The organism is Litchfieldella rifensis, from assembly GCF_042646605.1.
GTDB classification, from domain to species: domain Bacteria; phylum Pseudomonadota; class Gammaproteobacteria; order Pseudomonadales; family Halomonadaceae; genus Litchfieldella; species Litchfieldella rifensis.
The window spans coordinates 201197-217186 of sequence record NZ_JBHRUG010000019.1 but is presented as its reverse complement, the minus strand read 5'-3'; the positions used below and the strand labels follow the sequence as shown (position 1 = coordinate 217186).

The following is a 15990-nucleotide window of genomic DNA, read 5'->3' as shown; positions in this document are numbered from 1 at the left end:
ACCGAACCCCGCCTCGCGCCCGGAGTCGGCATGCCGCACCACGCCCTGGCTGACGCTGATGCTTTCCTCGGCAACGCCCCACCGCTCGGCGGCCGCCGCCACCAGCATGGCACGCGCGGTGGCGCCGGCCGTACGCATCTGTTCGTAGGAGTTGGCGATGGCCGTACTCCCGCCGGTGCCCTGCAGGCCGAAGGCCAGGTTCTTGTAGCGCTCGGCATCCGCTGGTGCGCCTTCCACCTGTACCCGGCTCCAGTCGGCATCCAGTTCTTCAGCCACCAGCGTGGCAAGCCCGGTGTAGGTGCCTTGCCCCATCTCCAGATGCTTGGCCAGCACGATCACAGTGCCATCGGTAGCGATCCGCACGAAGGCATTGGGCTCGAAGTCGGCCTCCGCCCCTTCTTGCGCTTCGGCCCGGCTTCCGTTCAGGGTCAGCGGTGCCAGGTAAAGCCCTAGCACCAGGCCGGCAGACCCCTGCAGAAAGCGACGCCGGCTGATGTTGACGACGCCCACGGCTTCCTGCTCGGGCGATGGCGCATGCTTGAGAATTCCCATCACAACACTCCTTTAGGCCAGGTTCTCGGCGGCATCGTGGATCGCGGCGCGAATGCGCACATAGGTCGCACAGCGGCAGATATTGCCGCTCATGGCGGAATCGATATCGTCGTCGCTGGGGGCGGCATTGTCGCGTAGCAGGGCCACGGCCGACATGATCTGGCCGGACTGGCAATACCCGCACTGCACCACGTCATGCTGGCGCCACGCCTCCTGCACGGCCTTGCCGACGCGGTCCTCGTCGATCGCTTCGATGGTCGTCACCTGCTTGCCGACGGCGGCGGAAACGGGCGTGACGCACGAGCGGGTCGCTTGCCCGTCGAGATGCACGGTACAGGCGCCGCACAGGGACATGCCGCAACCGTACTTGGTCCCGGTCAGGTTCACGACATCCCGCAGCGCCCAGAGCAGCGGCATGTTATCGGGAACGTCGAGCTGATGGGATTCACCATTGATGGTCAGAGTCGCCATGGGATTCCTCACGCTTTTCTGGTTATAGACAACCACGCTGGACAGCGATGAGCCGTGTCGTTGGAAAGATGCGCGGCAGGGAGCGCTCCGGGTGGAGCGCCTGCCGGCTCGATACTCGAGACTACGACAGAGTATAGAAAGGAAACATTCATGAGGATTAGCCTATTAATGGCGAATCATTGCCTGATCCTGTCGCGCCAGATCTGGCATGACCGACTCCCTCGCGGCGCATCAGACGGATGACTTGCCAAGCCTTGTGTGTGTTATGTTATATAGTCTCTTTTTCAGCAAATCCCTGCTAAGGAAGGCCCATGCTTCACCCACGAACTCTCCTCGCTGCCCTCGGCCTGGCATTGACCTCAACCGCTGTGCATGCCGAGCCGCGCACCCTGGATATCGTCGCCCCCTGGGAGATCACCAGCCCCGATCCGTCGAAATCGGGCCATGTCTTCGCCCGCATGCAGGTTGCCGAAACCCTGGTCGACACCGATGCCGATGGCCGTCTCGCTCCCGGTCTGGCCACAGACTGGACCCAGAACGACGATGCCACCATCTGGCGCTTCACGATTCGCGATGATGCCCGCTTCCACGATGGCACGCCGGTCGCTGCCGAAGCCGTCGCCACGAGCCTCGACCACGCCCGCGCCAAGCCGGGTATGCTCGACTCGGCGCCGATCACGGCCATCGAAGCCGAAGGCGACGACGTCGTGATTCGACTCGAATCCTCCTTCGCGCCACTGCCGGCGCTACTGGCCCATTCCGGCACCCAGATTCTGGCACCCGCCGCCTACGCCGCGAACGGCGAAGTGACGGCGATGATCGGTAGCGGCCCTTACCAGGTCGACAGCCTGGAGCCGCCGCAGCGCCTGACGGTCACCCGTTTCGACGATTACTGGAGTGAGGCCCCGGCCATCGAACGCGCCAGCTACCTGGCCGTGAGCCGTGGCGAGACTCGCGCACTGATGGCCGAGAGCGGCGATGCCGATATCGTCTTTACTCTCGACCCCGCCAGTCGTGCCCGCCTGTCGCGCCAGCCGGACCTGACCCTGCATGCCGAGCCGCTGCCACGCACCATCGTACTCAAGGTCAATGCTGGCCATCCCTTCCTGAACGATGAGCGTGCCCGCCAGGCGCTGAGTCAAGCCATCGACCGTGCCGGCATCGCCGCCGGCCTGCTGCGCGCACCGGAGGCCGCCGCCCCGGAACTGTTCCCAGCAAGCCTGGGGCCATGGCATCTCGGCATCTCGCCTGACGATGCCCGTAACCTCGAGCAGGCCCGCGAGCAACTGGCAACGCTGGGTTGGGAAGCGAACGGCGATGGCCTTCTCGAACGTGACGGCAAGCCTTTCCGGCTGACCGTGCGCACCTTCTCCGACCGTCCGGAACTACCGCTGGTGGCCACCGCCCTGCAGGATCAGTGGCGCGAGCTGGGCGTCGAACTCGACGTTGCGGTGGGCAACGCCAGCGAGATCCCCTCCGGACACCGCGACGGCAGCCTCGAGTTGGGGATGGCGGCACGCAACTACGGCCTGGTGCCCGACCCGCTGGGCACGGTGCTCGACGATTTCGGCCCTGAGGGAGGCGACTGGGGCGCCATGGGCTGGTCGGACACCGAGTTCGACGAATGGCTGGACCAGTTGCGCAGCGAGACCGATCCCACGACGCGTGACAGCCTGGCAACCCGGGCCGCCACCCGGCTGCATGAGGCGATGCCGGTGATCCCGGTGGCCTGGTATCAGCAGACCGCCGCCGTAAGCGACGAGTTGCAGGGCTTCTCCATCGATCCGCTGGAGCGTAGCTATCGGATCGCCGAACTGAGGTGGGCCGAATGAACCGAGGCCTCGGACAAGGATTGCCTTCCCTCCTGTTGCAGCGCCTGTTCCAGGCTGGACTGGTGGCATGGATGGTCGGCACCCTGACCTTCGTGCTGACCCGCACCCTGCCTGGCGACATGGCGTATCGCATCGCCGCCGGCCGTTACGGTCATGACATGGTCGACAGCACCGCCGCCGAGGCGGTGCGCGCCGAACTGGCACTGAACCAGCCGGCATCGAGCGCCTATTTCGGCTGGCTCTGGGATCTGCTGCAGTTCGACCTGGGCCGCTCGTTGGTCAGCGGCGAACCGGTGGTGCGCGAGTTGTGGCACCAGCTCGGCCACTCGCTGGGCCTGGCGGCAGTCGCCGTGGCACTGTCGTTGCTGCTCGGCCCGCCGTTGGGGTTGATCGCCGGACTACGTCCCCGCGGCATGTTCGATCGCTTCAGCGAAGTCGTCGCCAGTGTATTGCGGGCCCTACCGCCTTTCGCCGTGGGCCTGGTCCTGATCCTGCTATTCGCCGTGAGCCTGGGCTGGCTGCCCGCCGCCGGTCATGGCCGCACCGCGCACAGCGTGCTGCCGGCGCTGACCCTGGCGCTGGGATTGGCCGCGGTGTCCAGCCGCGTGGCCCGCAACGCCATGGCTGATGTCTCGCAGTCGGCCTATTACGCCTTCTCGCGCACCAAGGGCCTGAGTGATCGCCTGACCTTCGTGCGCCATGGCCTACGCAATGTGGCGGTGCCGGTCGTCGCCTACCTCGGCGTGCAATTCGTCTATCTGATCGAGGGCGTGGTGGTGGTCGAGACGCTGTTCGCCTGGCCCGGCATCGGCCACGCCCTGGTGCATGCCATCGTTGCCCGCGACGTGCCGATGATCCAGGGTACCGCGCTGATCATGGGCCTGCTGTTCGTGCTGCTCAACACGCTGGTGGATATTGCCTGCCACCTGCTCGACCCCAGGAGGCGCCACGCATGACCACTCTCGTCGCTCCTCGCCTCACACTGCCGCGTCTGAGTGCTCGTCAGCGTGTGGGCGGTCTGTTGCTGGCACTGTTGCTGGCCTTCGCCTGGCTGGTGCCGTGGCTATCCGATGCCGACCCCGCCCGCCAGCAACTTACCCGTATCCTGCAACTGCCCTCGCTGGCCGAGCCACTGGGTACCGACCACCTGGGCCGCAGCCTGCTGGCCAGATTGGCCGCCGCCATTCGGTTGTCACTGGGCATGGCACTGCTCAGCGTTATCACGGCGGCGGTGCCAGGTGTGCTGCTAGGGGTACTCGCCGGCTGGCGCGGCGGTTGGCTGGACCGCGTGCTGGGCAGCCTGGCCGACGCCTGCTTGGCGCTACCCGGTCTGCTGCTGGTGTTACTGCTGGTGGCCATTGCTCCGGGCAATTTCTGGACGCTCTATGTGGGTATCTCACTGGTGCTGTGGATCGAATACTTCCGCCTGGTGCGCGCCCGCACGCGGGCACTGGCGGCTTCGCCACAGCTCGAGGCCAGCCGGCTGCTGGGCTTCGGTCCTCTCTACCTGTTCCGCCGTCACCTATGGCCGGAACTGGCCCCGCAGGTGCTGACCCTGGCGGCCTTCGGCGCCGCCAGTGCCATCCTGGCCATGGCGGCACTGGGCTTCGTCAGTGTCGGGTTGCGCCCGCCCACCGCCGAGCTGGGGCTGATGATGATCGAACTGCTGCCCTACTACCACGAAGCCCCCTGGGCCATGGCCCAGCCCATCGTGGTGCTGTTCGTGCTGGTGCTGGGCCTCAATCTGCTGGCCGGGAGGGATCCGCGATGACCTTACCGATGACCTCGTCACAACAAGCCCCGCTGCTGCACGTCGAAGACCTGGCGGTCGACGGCGAAGGCGTCAGTATCGCCCCCTTCTCGCTGACGCTCGCTCCCGGCCAGCGCCTGACCCTGCTAGGCGAAACCGGCTCGGGCAAGAGCCTGCTCGCCCAGGCGATCATGGGCACCCTGCCCAAGGGGCTCGTCGCCCAAGGCCGCCTGCACATCGCCGGACAGTTCTTCGATGCCAGTGATGCCAAATCACGCCGCGAACCGTGGGGTCACACCTTGGCGCTACTGCCCCAGGAACCCTGGCATGCGCTGGACCCGACCATGCGCGCCGCCAACCAGGTCGCCGAAAGCCATCGCCACGTGGCTGGACGTTCACGTCGTGAGGCACGCGACGCCGCGCGGCGTGATCTCGACGGTCTGGGCTTGCAGGATGCCGGACACAAGCTGCCCTCCGAGCTCTCCGGTGGCATGGCCCAGCGCGTGGCTTTTGCTGCCGCCAGCGCCGGCGGTGCTCGCATCGTGATCGCCGACGAGCCGACCAAAGGGCTCGACGCCACCCGCCGCGATGCGGTGGTAGAGCTGCTGGCTCGAACACCCGACGATGGCGGCGCCTTGCTGACCATCACCCACGATATCGAAGTGGCGCGTCGCCTGGGCGGCGAAGTGGCGATCCTGCGCCATGGGCAAGTGGTCGAACGCGGCCCCGCCAAACGGGTATTGGATACCCCTAGCAGCGACTACGGACGACGCTTGATGGCTGCCGAGCCCAGCCGCTGGCCGACACCGCCACCCCCACCCCGGGACAAGCACGCCCCGGTGGTCGAAGCGCAGGGCATCACCAAGGCGCGCGGTGGCAAGATCCTGTTCGAGGAGCTGTCGCTGACCATCGCCCCGGGCGAGATCGTCGGCGTGTGCGGTCCATCCGGCTGCGGCAAGAGTACGCTGGGCGATGTGCTGCTGGGCGTGGCCAGGAACGACGAGGGCGAAGTGACAAGGGACTCCAGCCATCCTCGTCTGGGCTTTCAGAAGCTCTACCAGGACCCACCGGCGGCCTTCTCTCCGCATTGGACGTTGCGACGCCTGCTCAATGATCTGATACGACGGCATCGTCTGGAGCCGGCGACGATCGTGCCCTTGATGATACGCTTGCACCTGAACCCCGCACTGCTCGAGCGTCGCCCCGGCGAAATCTCCGGCGGCGAGCTACAGCGCTTCGCCATCCTGCGCGTGCTGCTGCTCGAGCCCTGCTTCCTGTTCGCCGACGAACCCACCTCGCGTCTCGACCCCATCACCCAACAGGAGACGCTGGCACTGCTGGTGGAACTGGCCCGCGAACGCCTTTGCGGCGTGATGCTGGTCAGCCACGACCCGGCATTGATCGAGCGGCTCTGCGACAGGCGACTAGCACTGGGCGGTCTCACTCCCCGCAGCGCCACGACGACCTCCCGGGAGGACCTGGTCGTGTCTTGACGATTGCTAGGCAAGTAGTGCTTGAGGTGGCCACTGGCCACCTCTTTTTTTGGTCGTCAGGCACGCAAGAGCATACGTGGCCAAGCCTCGTAGCCTTAACATAACCTCGGAAAAATCAGGCAAGAAGTTGCCCGCTGGGCAATATCTTGCCCGCCCAGGGCAACTTCTTGCCTAAACATACTTAGACATGGTTTGAAGAAAAATCATAACGTATTGATTTATCAATTTTTTACATGAGATGGCACGCTCCCTGCCCCTTACAAGGGGTCCATCGGACATTTTTCCACACCGTCAAGGAGCAGACTCATGCCGACCCCTTGCTATATCAGCATCGAAGGCCAGACCCAGGGCAACATCACCGCCGGCGCCTTCACCGCCGATTCCGTGGGCAACATCTACGTCGAAGGCCATGAAGACGAGATGCTGGTCCAGGAATTCAAGCATGTGGTGACCGTCCCCACCGACCCGCAGTCCGGCCAGCCGTCCGGCCAGCGCGCCCATAAGCCGTTCGTGTTCACCGTGGCGCTGAACAAGGCCGTGCCGCTGATGTACAACGCCCTGGCCTCCGGCGAAATGCTGCCCAACGTCGAGCTGAAGTGGTATCGCACCTCGGTGGAAGGCAAGCAGGAACACTTCTTCACCACCACCCTGACCGACGCCACCATCGTCGACATCAACCTGCGCATGCCGCATGCCCAGGATGTCGCCAAGTCCGAATTCACCCAACTGATGGACGTGTCGCTGGCCTACCGCAAGATCGATTGGGAACACACCGTCGCCGGTACCTCGGGGTCCGACGACTGGCGCGCCCCGCTCGAGTCGTAAGGCCGGGGCATGACGGGGCGGTCTCGCCAATGACTCGCGCCAAGGAGTCCGCCCCGTCGTGCTGACCGCTGCGCTGACGCCAGGGCTTGCTGGCAAGCCCTGGCGTCAGCGTGTCGTTCCGTGATCGGCACCCAGCCTACCGATGTCCAGGAGGGACCATGGCCAACCGCACCGGACTGCAGTTCACGCTCGCACTTGCCGGGCACGACGCGCTCGACCTGGCGGTGGTCGACTTCACGCACCGCGAACGGCTCTCCCATCCCTTCGAACTCAGCGTCACGTTCGCCAGCGCCTGGCTGCGTGTCTCCCAGGGCTGGGCCGGGGGCGGTTACGGCATGCTGGCCATCCCGCGCATCGGCCACGAGGTGATCGTCGAGTTCCTGGAAGGCGACCCCGACCAGCCGCTGATCACCGGGCGCACCTACCACGCGGTCAACACCCCGCCCTACGCCCTGCCCGAGCACAAGACGCGCACCGTGATCCGTACCCAGACCCACCAGGGCGAAGGCTTCCACTAGCTGCGCTTCGAGGATGAAAAGGACCGCGAACAGATCTGGCTGCACGCCCAGAAAGACCTCGAACTGCTGACGCTCAACGACCGTCGCGAGCAGATCGGTCACGATAGCTTCCTCCAGGTCCACCGCGACCGCCTCGGCGAGGAAGCCGCCCAGAAGCATAACGCGGTAAAGCGCTTTGCCTTGGTTGAACTGGCCTCACTATCACCTGCAACTCGCTCCGCTCTTTTTTCAACATTCGAGACAAGCAACTGCTACTGGCCATTGATCGATGACGGCGCTCAGCCTCACCTAATGCGTGAAGGCCCCTGGGTACTAGAAGTCAACGATTCTCGACTAGAGGCTTGGCAACACTTCGAAAAGATATCTTGTGCTCTGTATGCTTGGATCGAGAGCGAGCTTGATGGAGAACTGCTCGCGGCTCAGTTGGCACCCGCCATGATTGTCGAGAGTCTCGAGGGTAAACGCTCCTTGTTACGCTTCTACGTACCCGAGGTCATCGAGCGCCTGCATGCCGATGCCCCCGACGAGTACCGTAGTGCACTGTTCGCAGGCATACGCCACTGGTGGTATCGAAGCGGGAAGTATGGATGGACAGCACTTGAGGGCGTGGCACACAAGGAAACCCCAAGGCCATGGAAATTGAAGGTGAACGATGACTTGTGGGTAGCGCTGAACGGCAATACCGAGGTCATGAGGCTGACAGCGGAATTAGTCGAGAACGCCCCTGACCTGTTCACCGGGGTATGCAGCTGCGAGCGTCCTCGCTTGGTGGCAAAGACGCTGGAGGACGCTGATAGGCATGGATTAACGCGTGCATCGGATCGCCGAACTTATGCGTACCTCCTGCTAAGTCAAGGTGAAGACACCTGGCAATCGAAAGAAATGCGGCCCTTGCTGCAGCAAGCCGCTAACGGCAAAGCGCCTCTGCTCGAATTGCTTACGGAAAAGCACGGAGAAATGTTCTGATGTTGTTTCGTTGGGCATTCGATCGTTTCGTACCGGTTTGGCTTCAAGTTGTTTTTGTCGCAGGCCTCATCGCTGCTGTGGCTTGGCAAGATTATTCTCGTCGAGACACCGGTAGATTGAAGAGTCACAACCATACCGGCCGGCCAATCTTTAGTTACTGGGTCAATGACAATTGGGGAGGAAACGGAGGAACGACTTGCTGTTGGTCATTCAGGGGCGATACTGCCGAGGTGGTATGGATACTTGATGTAACTCCCAAAGATATCGAAGCAGGGCTAAAGGAAGAACGCCATAGCGTTACCCTGCCCATGCCGGTGCGCAGCCGGGAAGATCAGTACCTGCACGTGCATTTTCTTCCCGGCAACCGGGTAGAGATGGCCTGGAGCCCGACCTTACAGTCACCACTCTCCGAGCGACTTCGTGAGGAGTACCATAACGATGACTGACCAGCAAACACTCGAGTGCCTTCAAGCATTGAATGCGCGAGCGGACAATGCTCCAGCTTCCCGATTGGGAGCCGACTGCCGTCAGACATTGGAGGTCGGTTTCTTCTTCGATGGCATGGGCAGACACTTAGAGCAAGACCTCCGGGAGGGGCGGGTCAGTAACATCGGCCGGCTCTTCAGTGCCTACCCTCCGCAAGAAAACAGTACGATTTCGAATAAATTTATCAAACACTACTATTCCGGTCTCGGCACTCCCTTCGGGACCAGCCTCTCCGAGAATCTGATGGCGGCGGCCCACCGTGTCCCCAACGAAGCAGAAGCCACCCGCGATGCGCGGCTGCGCAATAGCGCTATCGAGGCAGCCGGTGACGTCGCCTCCGGCGAGCGCAAGGGGCGCTGGTGGGAGGTGTTCGGTCGCTCCTTCAAGGGCTCGGTCACCCGCCCCTGGAATTGGGTCAAGCAGGCCCGGGACTCGGCGGTGCGCACGGGGGCCGAGGCATTCGCTCCTATTCGCGATAACCCGATCGCCGCCAACGTGTTGATCAGCGGCTCCCATACACGCCAGTCTTCAGCGATTCGCGATTTCCAGCAAAGCGTGCGCGACGTACAGCAGCAAGGTCAGTTGCCACTGGCCCGGGTACGCGTATCGGTCTTCGGCTTCGATTTCGGCGCAGCCATGGCTAAAGCCTTCGTGCGAGAGCTGCTGGACGAGACGTGTGAACAGGAGAGCGATACCTACCGCTACCGGGGCATCGAGGTGCAAGTCGTGTTCGTTGGACTACTCGACTGCGTGGATCGCACGCTCCCCAAGATGGGGCCGCTGGACTGGTTTCATCCCCTGACGCCAGTGCTCGATGATGGTGGCACGCTGCACCCCGGCTGTCGCCAGGCACTGCACTTGATCGCCGCCCATGAGCGACGCTTCTATCGCCGCTGCCGCCCTCTCGGCACCCGTAACGCCAATTGGCATGAGGAACTATGTCCGGGTATCAGCGAGGATATCGGCGGCGGCCTTACCTCCGATGAGCAGAAGACCAGCGCCGAGCTGTCGCGCGCCACGCAGCATCGCATGTATCGTCGTGCCACCATGGCAGGCGTGCCCTTTCCAAGCCTGGACAACCTCGCAGTTAGAGGCCGTCAGTTTTCCCGCCTGTTCGAACTGGATGACCGGGTCGAAGGTTACTCGCTACTGGCCCTCGCCCGTCACTATCAGCGCCAGACTGGTGATTACCAACGTCCGACCCCGGACAACTTTCGATTTCATACCCTGATCTATCTGGCTTGGTTGGCGCAGCGTTTTCGAGACTATCGCGAGGCGCTGGAAGTCCTGGAAGTCCTGGAAGTCCTGGAAGTCCTGGAAGTCCTGGAAGTCCTGGAAGTCCTGGAAGTCCTGGAAGTCCTGGAAGTCCTGGAAGTTAGAGAGGATGCCCTACCCAGTCGCTACTATAACCGCACCCTTGGTGCCATAACCGCTTCGCTCACTGCCGATCATGAGCAGTGGGAGCTTGAGGAAGCCGAGCGGGCCGACGAAGCGACTCATCGAGACGACGAGGGCAGCCTTGCCGAGACGCAATATCGAAGTTGGGAGTCATTGCCGGGCCTCAGCCCGACAATGATCTTATCTCACCACCAGGCACTCCATGCCTTGCCGCGCCAGTTGATTGCAGGCGCTGCGTGCTTGCTGTTCCTGCATGTCGATCAACCGGGCACGGTAGACTCTGCGCTCTGGCGCTGGCGCTTCGGTAACGGCAACCCGGGCCTGCAACTCATCTTGCAGGTAGTCGGCCGCTCGCACGGCCAGATCCTGTGCCATACCGGCATCCTGGAAGGCCCCGACCTGTACCGCCCAGTCGCCGCCCATGGCTTCCTGTTGATCCCCCATCCCGCTCTCGACTCGATTGACCAGCGCCAGAATCGGGTCGTTGGCCGGTGTGCTGGCGGTTTGGAACGACTCATGCGGTATGGCTTGAGTCGCCGCCAGGAACGAGGATTCGACACGCGTCGTGGCAGCGGCATCCGCCAATTGGGCGGGTGACGGCTGAGGCGTGACGGAGCGAGTCAGATCATCGACGCGATCTGGCCGTGCCTGAGGCGCTGTCGCTGCGACACGTATCGGTTTGGCATCCGAGATATCCGCGCTGGCTATCCAGTCACGCGCCTGAAGCATGGAGGCCTGCACGAAGCCCCGATCGAGCAGCTTGGTCATGTGGGCGTCCCGCGACTGAGCGGTAAAGCCGCCCATGACCACGGCGACGATACGACGCCCGTCGCGCACTGCCGAGGTGGCGACATTGAAGCCGGAATCACGGATATAACCGGTCTTCAGGCCATCGGCACCATCGTAGTTGGTGAGCAGACGATTATGGCCGGTATGCTTCCTCCCCTCGTACAAGAAGCTGGTTTGGGAAAAGTGATCGTAATACTGCGGGAAATCCTGCATCAACCGGATCGAGAGTGTGGCCATGTCACGCGCCGTGGTGGTCTGGCCTCTATCCGGCAAGCCGGAAGCATTGCGAAAGTGGGTATCGTTCATCCCCATTTCCCGGGCTTTCGCGGTCATCAACCGGCCGAAGTCGCTCTCGGTTCCGCCTAGTGCTTCGGCGACCACCACAGCGACATCATTGGCCGAGCGTATGATCAAGGCGGGAATCGCCTCGCGCACGGTGATGCTGCTACCCGCTTTCAGCCACAACTTGGAAGCCGGTTTCGATGCCGCATAACTCGATACCGGCAACGGTTGGTCGAGCGTTACCCGCCCCTGCTCGATCGCCTCGAACAGCAGATACAAGGTCATCATCTTGGTCAACGATGCCGGGTAGCGAGTAGCCCTTGAATTGGCCGCATGTAACACCTCGCCGCTAGCCACATCGACGACGATCGATGCATAGCGAGGATTGGCGCGAGCCGATGAAGAAAGTGTCAACGCGAGAAGTGCCAGAAACACCACTGACAGCACCATGAAGCGCCGCGTTTCGCGATATATCCCGGGTATCATTATTGTTGTCCCTCTAGTGTTCCTTGCATTACCCGAATTCCCCTGCCCTCTATAGGAAGTATGTCCATGAATACCATGCTGTCCACTCTTTCCATAAAGTCGATCACCGCTATTTAAAGAAGGCATTCTTTGGGTTTAACGCCAGCGAGCGCTATGGTTAAGGCTCCGCCACTGCTTGGCATGACAGGAGACCTCGGATGACCAACCAGCCCCGCCTGCTATGTTTTGCCGGGAGCGCCCGCCAAGATTCTCTCAACAAGCGCCTGGCCAGAGTCGCGGCCACGATGGCTCAGCGATATGACGCTGAGATCAGCTTCCTCGACCTCGCCGATTATCCCATGCCGCTCTACCACGGCGATCTGGAAGCTCACGAAGGCCTGCCGAAAGCGGCCAAAACGCTGAAAGCGCTATTTCGTGACTGCGATGGCTTCCTGATCGCCGCACCGGAATATAACAGTAGTTTGACCCCTTTGCTCAAGAACACCCTGGACTGGATATCGCGCCGCGAACATCCGGACGAACCGGCGTTGGTCGCCTTCCGAGGCAAGGTAGCAGCACTGTGCGCGGCCTCGGGAGGCGCCACCGGCGGACGACGCGGCCTGGTGGCATTGCGCATGATGCTGGGCAACATTGGGGTACACGTACTACCTCAGCAGCTTAGCGTACCGCATGCCGCCCAAGCCTTCGATGCCCAGGGTGAACTCATTGATGAGCAAATTACCCAATCTCTGGATAACTTAATTAGTGAATGGGTTCGCGTCAGCGATGCATTACGCCACTGACGCGCCCGCTGGCAGGGGGGCTGACGGCCTTAGCGGGGCAGCTCAGTGACTTCGAGGCTCACCTCGTAGTTGCGATCCCCTTCCATGCAGTCGTCGTCCATCATCGAAAAGCAAGCCTGACCGTCATAGACATGCAGATACCAGGTGCCGGCCGGCAAGGTAATGGCAATACGAAAGTTCTCCCAGTCGCCACTGCGCCAGTCGCGCCTCACGACGTTTCCTTCGGCATCGTAGAGCACGGCATTGGGCGTCACCGCCATGCTACTGGCGATGGCAACCCGGCTCTCGAGCACGACATCGGACGGCTTATCCAGCGTAAACACATAAATGTCGGTGCCCGGTCCCAGAAAGCCTTGCTGCGGCTGCCCCGCGGTCAGCTGGATGGCTCGATCCCGCGGATCGAACGTGGAAGCGCAACCCGACAGGACCACCAAGAATGATACGGCAAGCACGCCGATAAAGGAGCGCATGGGCCGCCTCCGTCAAAATGATACCAGCAGCATCAGCATGGCCGGAGGCGTCCCGAGCGGCAAGGTCGTCGGGAAAAGCCACGCACTCCTCTCCCGCACGGCGCCCTTCATGCGCTACCCTTTGCGTTTTTGCGTTGCGGGAAGCCAACCCTATGAACCCCTTGATCTCGACCGCCCTGGCCGGGCTCCTGTCACTCGGTCTCGCCAGCCAATCTTCGGCGCTGATGTTCAACCGGAATCACGTCCAGAATGCCGGCCACTGGACCTCCATGGAGCTCTCGCTGGGCGAAGAGCGCTATTTTCGGGCCAGCAATATGAGCGACTACCCGGATACCGACTTTTCCGTGACCTTCATCCCCGACGACTGCCGGCCGCAACTGGAGTTACGGGTCGACATGGGGAAGATCGCCGCCCGCGACGAGACCGTCAGCGCTGACCAGGGGGCAATGCGTGTCGACCGCTCACCGAGACACGACAGCGAAGTGACCCTGACCCGCGAGCGCGGCGACAGCGGCGCCTACGCCGGCTTCCAGACTGCCGAGATCTACCGCCTGCTGCACGAGATGCATGTCGGCGACGCCCTGCGCCTGAAGATCGGCGACGAGGAACCCTGGTATCTCGCCTTTCAACTGGCCGGGGCCGGCAGTGCGCTGGACCGCGCCGCGGCCATGTGCCATGAGGCCAAGCAGCAGGCCCCCGAGGACGACCAGGATCGCGAGCCCGAGGACTTCTTCTGAAGGCGGTGATGCCTAGGAAAGAATCACCAGATGGTTGGGCAACTCGTTGCGCTCGTGGGTGGCGGGAATCTGCTGCTTGAGATGCTCGCCACATGCCGCGATGCATTCGAGAAAGCCCTGCGCGGTCTGGCCCTGACCGACATGGCGGGTGAAGGTCTCGACGATGCCGTGCCAGGTAGCGTCGCTCACCCGGCGGGAAATGCCCCGGTCGACCAGGATCTCCACGTAGCGCTCGGCTTCCGACACGAAGATCAGCATGCCGGTCCCCTCCGCCGTATGATGCAGGTTCTGCTCGAGGAACTGGCGGCGTGCCAGATTCGATGCCCGCCAGTGGCGCACGGAACGCGGAATCAGACGCGTAGTGATGCTGGGAATCCGAAACACCAGACTGAGCGCGATGAAGGTGACCCACTGGACCAGCAGCAGCAGCTGCGCATCCAGCCAACCGGGAAAGTAATTGATCGCCCCGGGCACCACCAGCGCCAGGATGCCGGCCCATAACAACGGAATATACGCGTAGTCGTCAGCGCGAGGCGCGAGTACCGTTACCAGTTCGGCATCGGTTTCGCGCTCGACTCGATTGATTGCCTCGGCGACCTGCCGCTGCTCGCTTTCACTCAGTAGAGCCATGGGTATCTGTACTCGTTGGAATGGGTTACCAGCCACCGGAAGCGCCGCCACCACCGAAGCCACCGCCGCCTCCGCCAAAGCCACCACCACCGCCGAAGCCGCCTCCGCCCGAGCGGCCGTGCCCCCCCATGGCGGACCCCAGCAGCAGGCCGCCGAGCAGCCCCGAACGGCGACCCCGCCCACCGCCCAGGAAGGTAGTGAGGATGATCAGCAAGACGAAGAAGCCAATCGACATGGGCTTATTGGGTCCCTCGCCACCTGGCGGGGTCGCCGCCGAGGCTTCCAGCGGCTCACCGCCCAGCACCTGGATCATCGCTTCGGTGCCCGCGGTGATCCCGCGGGCAAAATCGCCCTGCTTGAAGGCCGGCGTGATCCGCTGGTTGATGATCGTCGAGGACTGCGCATCGGTCAGACGCCCCTCCAGGCCGTAGCCGACTTCGATGCGGATCTTGCGCTCATCGCGGGCGACGATCAGCAACGCACCGTTGTCCTCGCCCTCCTGGCCGATTCCCCAGTGACGCCCCAACTGATAGCCGTACTCCTCGATGGCATACCCTTGAAGGTCGGGGAGCGTGACCACCACGAGCTGTTCGCTCGTGGCCTGCTCGTGGGCCGCGAGCATCCCGGTCAGACGCGATTCGACCGCGGCATCGAGCATCTCGGCCTGATCGACGACCCGGCCCGTGAGGGCGGGAAAGTCGGGCTGCTGGGCGTGCACGCCGAAGGCCTGACCGCAAAGCAACACCACAACGGCAAGGCGCAGGAAACGAGCCATCAGAACTCCACCTGTGGCGCTTGCTCGGCATCGGGCGAGCTCGCTTCGAAGGTCTCGCGCAATTCCATATCGCTGTACAGCAGGCTATGCCAGATGCGACCCGGGAAGGTGCGAATCTCGGTATTGTAGCGCTCGACCGCCGTGATGAAGTCACGCCGGGCGACCGCGATGCGATTCTCGGTCCCTTCCAACTGGGACTGCAGCGCCAGGAAGTTCTGGTTGGATTTCAGCTCCGGGTAGCGCTCGGACACCGCCATCAGTCGGCTCAATGCGCTCGAGAGCTCCCCCTGGGCCTGCTGGAACTGCTGCAGTCGCTCGGGATCGTTGAGAATGCTCTCGTCGACCTGGATGGAGGTCGCCTTGGCACGCGCTTCCACCACCGCGGTCAATGTCTCCCGCTCCTGCCGCGCAAAGCCCTTGACGGTTTCCACCAGGTTGGGCACCAGGTCGGCGCGCCGCTGGTACTGGTTCTCCACCTGGGACCAGGCCGATTTGACCTGTTCATCGTAGGTCGGAATGTTGTTCACGCCGCAACCCGTCAACCACAGCACCGTGATCAGCAGGATGGTCGTTTGCCAGGCACTCCTGTAGAGGGTCGCCCCCTGTTTCGCGTGCATGATGGGTATCTTTCTCCGCTGGATGACCGAATGTCTGCCGTTACGGTACAGGGAACGTGCCGGTTCGAGAAGGATCCGCTGATCAACGACGGGCCAGGACGGCGGACCGGCCCAGGCTCTCCAGTTCGAGC

At 62.9% G+C, this 15990-nt stretch carries 16 protein-coding genes and 1 pseudogene; 10 read left to right on the top strand and 7 right to left on the bottom strand.

The window, feature by feature from the left end:
• Window positions 1–552 (bottom strand): molybdopterin cofactor-binding domain-containing protein (locus ACFOEV_RS10375; RefSeq protein WP_386773555.1); only part of this gene is annotated, 552 nt, incomplete at its 3' end.
• A 12-nt stretch (window positions 553–564) separates the two neighbouring features.
• A complete protein-coding gene (locus ACFOEV_RS10370; RefSeq protein WP_386773553.1) occupies window positions 565–1023 on the bottom strand; it encodes a (2Fe-2S)-binding protein in 459 nt (152 codons plus the stop codon).
• A 311-nt stretch (window positions 1024–1334) separates the two neighbouring features.
• Here ACFOEV_RS10370 and ACFOEV_RS10365 point away from each other — a divergent pair, with 311 nt between their 5' ends.
• The 8 genes and pseudogenes from ACFOEV_RS10365 to ACFOEV_RS10330 all read left to right on the top strand — a co-directional run bounded on the left by ACFOEV_RS10365 (window position 1335) and on the right by ACFOEV_RS10330 (window position 8853).
• A complete protein-coding gene (locus tag ACFOEV_RS10365) occupies window positions 1335–2855 on the top strand; it encodes an ABC transporter substrate-binding protein (RefSeq protein WP_386773551.1) in 1521 nt (506 codons plus the stop codon).
• On the top strand, window positions 2852–3811 hold the full coding sequence (locus ACFOEV_RS10360) for an ABC transporter permease (RefSeq protein WP_386773549.1): 960 nt from the start codon (window positions 2852–2854) through the stop codon (window positions 3809–3811). The genes ACFOEV_RS10365 and ACFOEV_RS10360 overlap by 4 nt, the downstream gene beginning before the upstream one ends.
• On the top strand, window positions 3808–4626 hold the full coding sequence (locus tag ACFOEV_RS10355) for an ABC transporter permease (protein WP_386773547.1): 819 nt from the start codon (window positions 3808–3810) through the stop codon (window positions 4624–4626). The genes ACFOEV_RS10360 and ACFOEV_RS10355 overlap by 4 nt, the downstream gene beginning before the upstream one ends.
• Complete coding sequence (locus ACFOEV_RS10350) at window positions 4623–6098, top strand: ABC transporter ATP-binding protein (protein ID WP_386773545.1); 1476 nt, start codon at window positions 4623–4625, stop codon at window positions 6096–6098. The genes ACFOEV_RS10355 and ACFOEV_RS10350 overlap by 4 nt, the downstream gene beginning before the upstream one ends.
• Before the next feature lie 306 nt (window positions 6099–6404).
• Window positions 6405–6923, top strand: coding sequence for an Hcp family type VI secretion system effector (locus tag ACFOEV_RS10345; RefSeq protein WP_386773543.1), 519 nt, complete (start codon window positions 6405–6407; stop codon window positions 6921–6923).
• Between the two features lie 284 nt (window positions 6924–7207).
• Window positions 7208–7609 (top strand): annotated as a pseudogene (tssI, locus tag ACFOEV_RS10340) (type VI secretion system tip protein TssI/VgrG); the annotation flags it as partial.
• 12 nt (window positions 7610–7621) lie between these two features.
• The gene (locus tag ACFOEV_RS10335) at window positions 7622–8407 is read left to right on the top strand and encodes a DUF4123 domain-containing protein (RefSeq protein ID WP_386773882.1); all 786 of its coding nucleotides are present in this window, start codon (window positions 7622–7624) and stop codon (window positions 8405–8407) included.
• Complete coding sequence (locus ACFOEV_RS10330; protein ID WP_386773541.1) at window positions 8407–8853, top strand: DUF3304 domain-containing protein; 447 nt, start codon at window positions 8407–8409, stop codon at window positions 8851–8853. The genes ACFOEV_RS10335 and ACFOEV_RS10330 overlap by 1 nt, the downstream gene beginning before the upstream one ends.
• 1618 nt (window positions 8854–10471) lie before the next feature.
• Here the strand turns inward: ACFOEV_RS10330 and ACFOEV_RS10325 are convergent.
• Window positions 10472–11848 carry a serine hydrolase gene (locus tag ACFOEV_RS10325; protein ID WP_386773539.1) on the bottom strand — a complete coding sequence of 459 codons (1377 nt, stop codon included), beginning with the start codon at window positions 11846–11848 and terminating at the stop codon, window positions 10472–10474.
• A gap of 197 nt (window positions 11849–12045) precedes the next feature.
• Between ACFOEV_RS10325 and ACFOEV_RS10320 the strand changes: the two genes are divergently transcribed.
• Window positions 12046–12630, top strand: coding sequence for an NADPH-dependent FMN reductase (locus ACFOEV_RS10320; RefSeq protein WP_386773537.1), 585 nt, complete (start codon window positions 12046–12048; stop codon window positions 12628–12630).
• 29 nt (window positions 12631–12659) lie between these two features.
• On the opposite strand, the gene ACFOEV_RS10315 is transcribed toward ACFOEV_RS10320, so the two are convergent.
• Entirely contained in the window at window positions 12660–13100 is a 441-nt protein-coding gene (locus tag ACFOEV_RS10315; RefSeq protein WP_386773535.1) for a hypothetical protein, read from the bottom strand.
• A 152-nt stretch (window positions 13101–13252) separates the two neighbouring features.
• Between ACFOEV_RS10315 and ACFOEV_RS10310 the strand changes: the two genes are divergently transcribed.
• On the top strand, window positions 13253–13837 hold the full coding sequence (locus ACFOEV_RS10310) for a hypothetical protein (protein WP_386773534.1): 585 nt from the start codon (window positions 13253–13255) through the stop codon (window positions 13835–13837).
• Between the two features lie 12 nt (window positions 13838–13849).
• Here ACFOEV_RS10310 and ACFOEV_RS10305 read toward each other — a convergent pair whose 3' ends face one another.
• The 3 genes from ACFOEV_RS10305 to ACFOEV_RS10295 are packed head-to-tail and all read right to left on the bottom strand — an operon-like array spanning window position 13850 to window position 15859.
• Window positions 13850–14467 (bottom strand): TPM domain-containing protein, encoded by a 618-nt coding sequence (locus tag ACFOEV_RS10305; protein ID WP_386773532.1) that lies wholly within the window; start codon window positions 14465–14467, stop codon window positions 13850–13852.
• 25 nt (window positions 14468–14492) lie between these two features.
• Window positions 14493–15242: a TPM domain-containing protein gene (locus tag ACFOEV_RS10300; protein WP_386773530.1), complete on the bottom strand. Its 750-nt coding sequence runs from the start codon at window positions 15240–15242 to the stop codon at window positions 14493–14495.
• A complete protein-coding gene (locus ACFOEV_RS10295) occupies window positions 15242–15859 on the bottom strand; it encodes a LemA family protein (protein ID WP_386773528.1) in 618 nt (205 codons plus the stop codon). Before ACFOEV_RS10295 ends, ACFOEV_RS10300 begins: the two co-directional genes overlap by 1 nt.
• Between the last annotated feature and the right edge of the window lie 131 nt (window positions 15860–15990).